General features: G+C 73.2%; 8 protein-coding genes. 5 read left to right on the top strand and 3 right to left on the bottom strand.

Annotated elements, in window-relative coordinates:
* Positions 1-231 precede the first annotated feature (231 nt).
* The 5 genes from flhA to G3A44_RS22760 all read left to right on the top strand — a co-directional run bounded on the left by flhA (position 232) and on the right by G3A44_RS22760 (position 7,892).
* Positions 232-2,331, top strand: a complete 2,100-nt coding sequence (flhA, locus tag G3A44_RS22740) for a flagellar biosynthesis protein FlhA (RefSeq protein ID WP_163460041.1) — start codon at positions 232-234, stop codon at positions 2,329-2,331.
* A gap of 192 nt (positions 2,332-2,523) precedes the next feature.
* Positions 2,524-4,239, top strand: coding sequence for a flagellar biosynthesis GTPase FlhF (flhF, locus tag G3A44_RS22745; RefSeq protein ID WP_163460042.1), 1,716 nt, complete (start codon positions 2,524-2,526; stop codon positions 4,237-4,239).
* Between the two features lie 32 nt (positions 4,240-4,271).
* On the top strand, positions 4,272-5,165 hold the full coding sequence (locus tag G3A44_RS22750; RefSeq protein WP_163460043.1) for a MinD/ParA family ATP-binding protein: 894 nt from the start codon (positions 4,272-4,274) through the stop codon (positions 5,163-5,165).
* Between the two features lie 2 nt (positions 5,166-5,167).
* The gene (locus tag G3A44_RS22755; RefSeq protein WP_163460044.1) at positions 5,168-5,881 is read left to right on the top strand and encodes an RNA polymerase sigma factor FliA; all 714 of its coding nucleotides are present in this window, start codon (positions 5,168-5,170) and stop codon (positions 5,879-5,881) included.
* Positions 5,882-6,041: 160 nt separating this feature from the next.
* On the top strand, positions 6,042-7,892 hold the full coding sequence (locus tag G3A44_RS22760) for a bifunctional metallophosphatase/5'-nucleotidase (protein WP_163460045.1): 1,851 nt from the start codon (positions 6,042-6,044) through the stop codon (positions 7,890-7,892).
* Between the two features lie 25 nt (positions 7,893-7,917).
* Here G3A44_RS22760 and G3A44_RS22765 read toward each other — a convergent pair whose 3' ends face one another.
* The 3 genes from G3A44_RS22765 to flgA form a co-directional block, all read right to left on the bottom strand.
* Positions 7,918-8,361, bottom strand: a complete 444-nt coding sequence (locus tag G3A44_RS22765) for a hypothetical protein (RefSeq protein ID WP_163460046.1) — start codon at positions 8,359-8,361, stop codon at positions 7,918-7,920.
* Positions 8,362-8,483: 122 nt separating this feature from the next.
* Positions 8,484-8,789 carry a flagellar biosynthesis anti-sigma factor FlgM gene (flgM, locus tag G3A44_RS22770; RefSeq protein ID WP_163460047.1) on the bottom strand — a complete coding sequence of 102 codons (306 nt, stop codon included), beginning with the start codon at positions 8,787-8,789 and terminating at the stop codon, positions 8,484-8,486.
* 180 nt (positions 8,790-8,969) lie between these two features.
* On the bottom strand, positions 8,970-9,598 hold a 629-nt coding region (flgA, locus tag G3A44_RS22775; protein WP_310734447.1), incomplete at its 5' end, for a flagellar basal body P-ring formation chaperone FlgA.

Genomic DNA, 9,598 nt, shown 5'->3' on the forward strand with positions numbered 1-9,598 from the left:
CAGGCCGTGGCCGACCCCGAGGCCGACCTGGACGCCGCGCCCCCTGCGCGCCGCCCGGGCGGCGCCACCCCGCCGGCGGACCGCGTGGGCTGAGCCCCGCGCAGCTGGGCCGGCTTGTCCCCGCTATTCCAGCCGCTGCCCGGCGGACCGGCGGGTGAACATGGACGCCGCCGGTCTGTCCGCCGTCCGGCGCCCTGACCGCCGTGCCCCCACGGCCCGCCGCCACCGCCCATGACCCCGCCGTCCTTCGCCCAGCGCCTGCAGACCCAGTGGCTCGCCTTGGGCGGCGCCCATGGCGCCCTGCTCAAGGCGCTGATGGCCCCCATCTTCATCGTCCTGATCCTGGCGATGATGGTGCTGCCGCTGCCGCCCTTCGTGCTGGACGTGTTCTTCACGTTCAACATCGCCTTGTCGCTGATGGTCATGCTGGTGGCCGCCAGCATGGTCAAGCCGCTGGACTTTGCCGCCTTCCCCACCGTGCTGCTGGTGGCCACCCTGCTGCGGCTGTCGCTCAACGTGGCCTCCACCCGGGTGGTGCTGCTGCACGGCCACACCGGCCCGGGCGCGGCCGGCCAGGTCATCGAGGCCTTCGGCCACTTCCTGATCGGCGGCAACTTCGCCGTCGGCCTGATCGTCTTTGCCATCGTCGTGGTCATCAACTTCATCGTGGTGACCAAGGGTGCCGAACGCATTGCCGAGGTGGGGGCGCGTTTCACCCTGGACGCCATGCCCGGCAAGCAGATGGCCATCGACGCCGACCTGGGCGCTGGCCTCATCAACGAGGAGGAGGCCAAGAAGCGTCGCGCCGAGGTCAGCGAGGAGGCCGACTTCTTCGGCGCCATGGACGGTGCCAGCAAGTTCGTGCGCGGCGATGCCATCGCCGGCATGCTGATCCTGGTCATCAACATCGTCGGCGGCTTCATCATCGGGGTGGCGCAGCACGACCTGAGCATGTCGCAGGCCGCCAGCACCTACATCCTGCTGGCCGTGGGCGATGCGCTGGTGGCCCAGATCCCCGGCCTGCTCATCTCCATCGCCGCGGCCATGGTGGTCTCGCGCGTGGGCTCCGAGACCGACATCGGCCAGCAGATCCGCACCCAGGTCTTCAACTCGCCGCGCGCCTTGGGCCTGACCGCCGCCATCATCGGCCTGCTGGGCCTCATCCCCGGCATGCCCAACCTGGTCTTCCTGATCATGGCCGGCGGCATCGGCTACTACGCCTGGTGGCTCACCCGCAAGGCCCAGCGCGAGGCCGAGGAAGGCCCCCCGCCCAAGCCGCCCGAGCCCCCCGCCAACGCCGAGGCCAGCTGGGAAGACCTGCAACCCGTCGATCCCCTGGGCCTGGAGGTCGGCTACCGCCTGATCACCCTGGTGGACAAGAGCAAGCAGGGCGACCTGCTCAGCCGCATCAAGGGGGTGCGCAAGAAGTTCGCCCAGGATGTCGGTTTCCTGCCGCCTTCGGTCCACATCCGTGACAACCTCGACCTCAAGCCCACGGTCTACCGGGTGCTGCTGCGCGGGGCTGTCATCGGCGAGGGCGAGGCCTTTCCGGGCCAGCACCTGGCCATCAACCCTGGCGGGTCGGCCCCGCAGCTGCCCGGCACCAAGACCGTGGATCCGGCCTTCGGCCTGCCCGCCGTGTGGATCGAGGAACGCCAGCGTGCCCAGGCCCAGATGGCCGGCTTCACCGTGGTCGATTGCTCCACTGTGGTGGCCACCCACCTCTCGCACCTGATGCAGGTCAATGCCGCGCGCCTGTTGGGCCGCATGGAGACCCAGGCCCTGGTGGAGCACATCGCCAAGCAGGCGCCCAAGCTGGTGGAGGACGTCATCCCCAAGCAGGTGGGCATCGCCCCGCTGCAGAAGGTGCTGCAGCTGCTGCTGGAGGAGGGCGTGCACATCCGCGACTTCCGCTCCATCACCGAATGCCTGGCCGAGAACGCCGCCATCACCGACCCCGGTGAGCTGGCGCGCCGCATCCGCATCCACATCGCGCCGGCCATCGTGCAGCAGATCTACGGCCCGGCCAAGGAGCTGGAGGTCATCGCCCTGGAGCCCGATCTGGAGCGTCTGGTGGGGCAGGCCCTGACCTCGCCGCACGGCGCCGTGCTCGACCCCGGCATGGCCGACACCCTGACCCGGCAGGCCGCCGAGACCGCCCGCAAGCAGGAGAACCTGGGCCACCCCGCCTGCCTGCTGGTGCCCGACCCGCTGCGCGCGCCGCTGGCCCGGCTGCTGCGGCGCGCCGCGCCGCGCCTGAAGGTGCTGGCCCACAGCGAGATCCCGGAGACCCACTCCATCCGCATCAGTCAGGTCATCGGCGGGCGCTGAGCGCGGCCTGCCGCAGTTCAGCGGCGCGCCCGCCCCCCGCCGCCGCCGGGCCAAAAGCGTGGATTTCCCGCGCTTCATCCCCCGAATGTGCCCAGGGCCGGCCCCAGACACTGTCTTCAACCCCAGGGCCGTGCGCCCCGGCCCTCCGGCCGGCCACCGCGGTCCCGGTCGCTGCCCAACATGGAGGTCCACATGAACGTCAAACGCTTCACGGCTCGTACATCGCGTGAAGCCCTCGCGCTGGTGCGCCAGGCCCTGGGCGGCGACGCCGTGGTCCTGAGCACCAAGCCGGCCGACGGGGGTGTGGAAGTGCTGGCCATGGCGCCGGAGAGCCTGGCCGACCTGGAACATGTCTCGGCCCACCTGCCGGCCGAGCGGGTGGCGCCCCGCGCCGCCGCTGCCGTGCCCGCCGGGGCCGCACGCGCGCCCTTGAGCGAGCGCGTGGAGCGCCAGCCCGCCGAACGCCCTGCGCCCGGGCGCAGCCTCAACGACCGCGTGCCCGGCCTGGACGAGGGCGGGCAGGACGTGGAGTCCGACGTCGCCCAGCTCGGCATGAGCACCTTGTCCTTCCAGGAATACGTGCGCGAGCGGGTGCTCAAGCGCCGCCAGGCCGGTGCCCCCCCTGCGGGAGGTGCTGAGCCGGTCATCCCGCCCATGCCCAGCCTGCCGGCACAGGCCCAGGCGCCGCAGGCCTATGCCCTGCGCGAGGCGGCCATGCCGCCGGTCCCGGCCGCCTACGGCCGTGCCCCGCAGGCCGCTCCCGCCGCCCCGGCCCATGCCTATGCCGCGGCGCCGGCCCCCCGCATGGCGCCGGTGCCGGCCCGCCAGCCCCTGCAGGCACCTGCCAGCGCGCCGGTGCGCCGCGCCGCGGTGCGTCAGCTCGACGACGGCCCCTCCCTGGCCGAGGTGCCGCTGCCCCCTCATGCCGCCGTGGCCGTGGACGCCACCGCCCAGCGCGAACAGGCCGCCCTGGTCATGGAGCTGCGGGCGATGAAGGCCATGGTCGAGGAGCGGTTTGGCGCCATGGCGTTCATGGAGCGCCTGCAGCGCGACCCCCGCCAGGCCTTGCTGGCCCAGCGGCTCATGGACTGCGGCTTCTCCCCCGGCCTGACCCGCAAGCTGGTGGACAGCCTGCCGGCTGAGGTGCACGACGAGATGGGCTGGGCCCAGGGCGTGCTCGAGCGCAACCTGATGACCGGCGAGGCCGAGGCCCCGCTGGAGGAGCAGGGTGGCGTCTTTGCCCTCATCGGCTCCACCGGCGTGGGCAAGACCACCACCACCGCCAAGCTGGCCGCCGCCTTCGTGGCCGCCCACGGCCCCGCCCACCTGGGCCTGATCACCCTGGACGCTTACCGGATTGGCGCCCACGAGCAGCTGCGCGCCTACGGCCGCATCCTCAACGTGCCGGTGCACACCGCCCACGACCGCGCCTCGCTGGAGGACCTGCTGGAGCTGCTCTCGGCCAAGAAGATGGTGCTCATCGACACCGCCGGCATGGCCCAGCGCGACACCCGCACCCGCGAGCTGCTGGAGATGCTCTCCCACCCCCGCATCCAGCGCCTGCTGGTGCTGGACGCCTCGGTGCAGGGCGAGACCCTGGACGAGGTGGCCACCGCCTGGCGCGCCATCCAGTGCAAGGGGGCGGTGCTCTCCAAGATCGATGAGGCGGTCAAGCTCGCCCCCGCGCTGGACGCCGTCATCCGCCACCGCCTGAAGGTGGTGGGCGTGGCCAACGGCCAGCGCGTGCCCGAGGACTGGCACCGCCTGTCCAGCAACGCCCTGATGCACCGTGCCCTGCGTGGCGGTGGCGCCGCCACCTACCGCATGGAGGCGCCCGACGTGCAGCTCGTCTTTGCCCAGCGGCCTCCCGCCGCCGAGGGCACCGCCCGCGCCGGCGCCGCCGCCTGAGCGCTCCCCGGTCACCGCAGCACCCCGGCCCCATGACCGCCGCACCGCCCCCCGTCCGCGCCTACCGCCCCGTGCCCGCCGCCGTGGCCGAGCCCCTGGCCGAACTGGCCCGCGCCGCCCTCAGCCGTCCGGCCCAGGGGGGCGCCACGGCGCCCCTGGGCCGTGCCGACCAGGCCGATGGCCTGCGCCGCATGTTCCAGGTCAGCCGGCTGCGCCTCATGCCGGTGGTGGCCAACGTCCAGGTCGCTGCCGCCCCGCAGCTTCTCGAACGGCTGGCCCTGGCCCTGGTGGAGCTGGGCGCGCAAGTGCTGGTGGTGGATGCCGCCGACAACGCGCCCCATCCGCATGAGCTGGTGGACATCGACCTGGCCGCTGCCGTCGAGGCCCTGGGCCCGCAGGTGCGCTACCTGGCCGCCCGCGGCCTGCCGCGCCGCCATGTCAACGCCCGCGGCTCCTGCGAGGCCTGGCTGTCCACGGTGGAGCAGGTGGCCGCCGGCGCCGACGTGGTGCTGCTGCACGCCCAGGCCAGCGACCTGGCCCGCATGCTCGGCCACCGCGAGGTCTGCCCCGTGCTCACCTGCGGCCTGGACGCCGCCGGCCTGACCGAGGCCTATGCCGCCATGAAGCTGCTGACCACCCGCCTGGGCCTCAAGGCCTTTGACCTGGTGGTGGCCGCCGACGCCCGGGCCCGCCCGGCGCAGCAGGTGGCCGACCGCCTGGTCCAGTGCGGCGACGCCTTCCTGGGCACCGTGCTGCGCCACCGCCTGCCGCTGGACTGCGCCGCCGGTGCACGGGGGCCGGCCGAGCTGGGCCTGAGCCGCCTGGTGGCCGACCACCTGCTCAGCCCGGACGAGCTGGCCCTGCCGGCCCGGCTCCAGCCCCTGTTCCATGCCCCGACAGCCCCACAAGGGCACCACGGAGACTGACCATGTACACGCCCCAAGGTCGCCTGGATGCCAATGAACTGCTGCGCCAGTACAGCCCGCTGGTGCGGCGACTGGCGCATCAGATGATCGCCAAGCTGCCCGCCAACGTGGAGATCGACGACCTCATCCAGGTCGGCATGATCGGCCTGCACGACGCGCTGGGCCGCTTCGACATCTCGCAGGGGGTGCAGTTCGAGACCTTCGCCACCCAGCGCATCCGCGGCGCCATGCTCGACGAGCTGCGCGGCAGCGACTGGATGAGCCGCGGCAACCGCCGTCAGCAGCGCGAGATCGAGGCCGCGGTCCACCGCCTGGAGCAGCGCCTCAAGCGCCCGCCCCACGAGAGCGAGATCGCCGAGGAGATGGGCATCAGCCTGCAGTCCTATCAGGACATCCTGACCAAGGTGCGCGGCACCCAGCTGGTGTACCTGGAGGACATGAGCGGCGACGACGGCAGCGACGAATACCTGGACCGCCATGTGGGCAGCGAGGACGCCAACCCCCTGGCCCAGCTGCAGGACCAGCGCATGCGCGAGGCGCTGGTGGAAGCCATCAAGAAGCTGCCCGAGCGCGAGCAGTACGTGATGAGCATGTACTACGAGCACGACATGAACCTCAAGGAGATCGCGGCGGTGCTGGGCGTCACCGAAAGCCGTGTCTGCCAATTGCACAGCCAGTCCATCGCCCGGCTGCGGGTCAAGCTGCGGGCCTGGTGAGCCCCCGATGAGCGCCGCGGCTGTGTGACATTTCGCACGGTCCGGCGGGGTCGGACGGCCCCATGGGTCCGCGCGGCGCGCCCGCGCTGTTGTCACCGACAGTCCTTCCAATGCAAGCACCGCCACCCGCCGGGTGGCCCTGCTCCTGGAGGACCTCCGCATGGTTTCATCCCTGACCCTGCGCGCCTGCCGCGCCGCCCCGGTGGCTCTGGCCGCTGCCCTGGCCCTGGCCGGCGCGGCGGCGTCGGCCGCCCCGGCCGCCAAATCGCCCACCGCCACCGTGCGCGTGCTGGCCTTCAATGACTTCCATGGGGCGCTGGAGTCCCCCGGCACCTACCGCGCCAACGCCAGCGCCGCGGCCGTGCCCGCCGGCGGGGCCGACGTCCTGGCCGGCTATGTGGCGGCCGCCCGGGCCGCCCACCCCCGCACCGTCGTGGTCTCCGCAGGCGACCTGGTCGGCGCCTCGCCCATGCTCTCGGCCCTGTACCACGACGAGCCGACCATCGAGGCCATGAACCTGCTGGGCCTGGACTTCAACGTGCTGGGCAACCACGAGTTTGACGACGGTCGGCGTGAACTCATGCGCCTGCAGCGCGGTGGCTGCCACCCGAACGACACCGTGACCAGCTGCGCCCGCACCGGCGCCGGCGGCGAGCGCCTGGTCTTCGAGGGCTCGCGGGCCCGCTTCCTCTCGGCCAACGTGGTGCGCGAGGCCGGCGGTGCGCCGCTGGTGCATCCCTATGGCATCCGCAGCTTCGAGGTCGACGGCCGGCGCCTGAAGGTCGCCTTCGTCGGCGCCACCTTGCGCGAGACGCCCACCATCGTCTCGCCCAGCGGCGTGCGCGGCCTGCGCTTCACCGACGAGGCCGCGGCGCTCAACGCCCTGGTGCCGGCGCTGCGCGCCAAAGGCGTGGAGGCCATCGTGGCCGTGATCCACCAGGGCGGCACCCAGGCCGTCAGCGGCACCGCCGACATCAACGCCTGCGCCGGCGACCTGGCCGGCAGCGCCATCCAGTCCATCGTCAGCCAGCTCGACGACGCCTTCGACGCCGTCATGACCGGCCACACCCATGTGCCCTACGTCTGCCAGGTGGCCAACGCCGCGGGCCGCGCCATCCCGGTGACGCAGACCGCCGCCAACGGCCGCGTGCTCACCCAGCTGGACCTGACGCTGGACCGCGGCGGCCATGTCGTGGCCACCCAGGCCCGCAACGTGGTGGTCGACCGCACCGACCCGTCCATCACCCCGCATGCCGGCATTGCCGCCCTGGTGGCCGACTACAAGGCCCGCGTGGCCCCCATCGCCAACCGGGTGCTGGGTGCCGTGGCCGCTGATGTGCCCAACAGCCGCGATGCGGCCTGTGCCATGCCGGCCGGCCATCTGGTGGCCGACGCCATGCTGGCCGCCACCGCCGCCCCGGCCCAGGGCGGTGCCCAGCTGGCCCTGATGAACCCGGGCGGCGTGCGCAGTCCCGGCTTCCTGTACGCCGGCAGCGCGGCGGGGGAGGGCGATGGCCAGGTCACTTACGGCGAGGCCTTCACCGTCCAGCCCTTTGGCAACAGCCTGGTCACCATGACCCTGACCAGCGCCCAGCTGCGCACCGTGCTGGAGCAGCAGTTCCCCGGCTGCCTGGGGCAGACCAGCTTCTCCCGCGTCATGCTCCCTTCAACAGGCGTGCGCTATGAGTGGGACCACACCCAGGCCTGCGGCGCCAAGGTGCGCAACTTCACCCTGACCACTGGCGGTGTGACCCACACCCTGGTGGACGCCGCGGGTCAGGTGGGCGAGCCGGACCGCACCTGGCGGGTGACGGTCAACAGCTTCATGGCCGACGGGGGGGATGCCTTCAGCACCTTCCTGCAGGGGCAGGACCGGCTGGGGGGCGCCCAGGACATCGACGCCCTGGAGGCCTATCTGGCCGGTTTCAAGGCGCCCAAGGCGCCTTACAACCCGGCCTCGGTGAGCCCCCGCATCGTGCGGGTGGACACCAGCACCGCCACCTGCCCCTGAGGGCGGGACGGCGCCCGGGCGGCCTTCAGGCCTGGGCCCAGCCGCTGCTGCGCGGGCCGCTGCCGAAGGGGCTGGCACCGCCAAAGCCGCCACGGGCAGCCGGCGGGGCCTCGGCGGCCTCGGTCGCCGCCGGGCCGATGAGCAGCTCCAGCGTGCGGTCCAGCCACTGCGAGCCGCGCGCCACCGCGTTGCGCTGGGCGGCCACCTGGCCGCCGCTGCGGGCCAGGCGGCGGCGCAGTGCAGGCGGCACGCCGCCGTGGCGGGCCACCTCGGCAAAGCGGTCCATCGCCTCGGCCAGGGTCTGGTGCAGGGCGGCGGCGGCCTGCTCGGTGGCCTCGGGGTCGCGCAGGGTCAAGGACTGGCTGAGCGCGGCCAGGCCGTCCTCCACCGCGGCCACAGCGCGCTCCAGCGCGTGGGCCTGCTCGGCGGAGGGCTGAGCCAGGGGCAGGGGGCGGGGGGCGTGCAGCATGGTGGGTACTACAAACAGCAGCAACAGGGGACCACCACGGCCGGGCCGCGGTGGCAGGGGCGCAGGGTGCTTTCGTCCGGTGGCGGCGGGCGGCGCTGTGGCGCCCGCCCCCGCCCACGGCTTCAGCTGCCGTAGCGGCTGAGCACCTCGCGGGCGTTGGAGATCAGCTTGTCGGCGATCTTCTCGGGGTTGACCTCGAACTTGCCATCCCGGATCGCCTGGGCGATGCGTTCGACCTTGGCGGCGTCAAAGCTGCCGTCGGCGTTGCTGCTGTCCATGAGGCTGGTGGCCGTGGCCGAAAGTTGCACGGTGGTGCTGCCGCCACCAGCGCCGGCCTGGGCCGTTCCGCCAGTCTTGGACGAGGCGCCCTGACGCTCGCCGGCCACCTGGGAGGTGACCGCCGGATTGAGCTGGGAACCGATCTTCATGCTGTTCTCCTTCGGGCCTGGGGTGCTGACGTACCGCGGTCCATTCACCCCGCCCGATGCACATGCTCGTGCTATCGGGGCGGGCAGGTGAAAACTTTAGGCCTTTTTGCAGCGGTGCTGGCGGCTGATTGAGGGGCAATCGCCCCGCTCTTCGGGGCCATGCCGGGCTGGGGAGGCGGCTCATGGCGCCACCCGCATCAGGCGCTCGCCCACCGGCTGGCCGGTGAGCACCCGGCCGCCCTCGGTGCGCACCCGGGCCCACTGGCCCTCCAGGCCGGGGCTCAGGGCCTGGCCGGCGGTGGTGATGCGCCAGCCCTCGCCCTCGGCCACCACCTGCACCACCTCGCCGGCGGCAAACCATTGACGGGCGCGCAGGTCGGCCGGGCGCACGGCCTCACCGGCTTCCAAGGGGCGCTGCAGCTGCCGCCCCAGCAGGCGGGCGGCGGGCCAGGGCGGTTCCCGGCCGCTGCCCAGGTCCACCTCGGCCTCCATCAGGTGCGCGGCCTCCAGCGTCGTGCCCGCCGGCAGGGCCTGGCGCAGTACCGGGGCGGCCTGCCAGAGCGCCACGGCCACCGGCACCGTGACCTTCCAGGCCTTGGGGCCCTGCTCGCAGCGCAGGCCCACCCGGGTGCGTCCGGCCGCCGGCACGCCCGGCGGCGCAAAGGCCGCCACCCGGGAGCAGGGGGCCAGCCGCCAGGCCGGGTCCAGCCGCCCCACCTGCACTTCCACACGGGCCTCGGGTGCCACCGCCAGGGCCCGCTCACGCGCCACCTGGGCCGCCTGGGCCTGCCAGCGGCCGTCGCCGCCGG

It is taken from the genome of Ideonella livida, assembly GCF_010499455.1.
GTDB classification, from domain to species: domain Bacteria; phylum Pseudomonadota; class Gammaproteobacteria; order Burkholderiales; family Burkholderiaceae_C; genus Ideonella; species Ideonella livida.

Excerpts from the sequence above, each read along its gene's own strand:
- flhA (WP_163460041.1), top strand. The coding sequence starts at position 232 with ATGACCCCGCCGTCCTTCGCCCAGCGCCTGCAGACCCAGTGGCTCGCC.
- flhF (WP_163460042.1), top strand. The coding sequence starts at position 2,524 with ATGAACGTCAAACGCTTCACGGCTCGTACATCGCGTGAAGCCCTCGCG.
- G3A44_RS22750 (WP_163460043.1), top strand. The coding sequence starts at position 4,272 with ATGACCGCCGCACCGCCCCCCGTCCGCGCCTACCGCCCCGTGCCCGCC.
- G3A44_RS22755 (WP_163460044.1), top strand. The coding sequence starts at position 5,168 with ATGTACACGCCCCAAGGTCGCCTGGATGCCAATGAACTGCTGCGCCAG.
- G3A44_RS22760 (WP_163460045.1), top strand. The coding sequence starts at position 6,042 with ATGGTTTCATCCCTGACCCTGCGCGCCTGCCGCGCCGCCCCGGTGGCT.
- G3A44_RS22765 (WP_163460046.1), bottom strand. The coding sequence starts at position 8,361 with ATGCTGCACGCCCCCCGCCCCCTGCCCCTGGCTCAGCCCTCCGCCGAG.
- flgM (WP_163460047.1), bottom strand. The coding sequence starts at position 8,789 with ATGAAGATCGGTTCCCAGCTCAATCCGGCGGTCACCTCCCAGGTGGCC.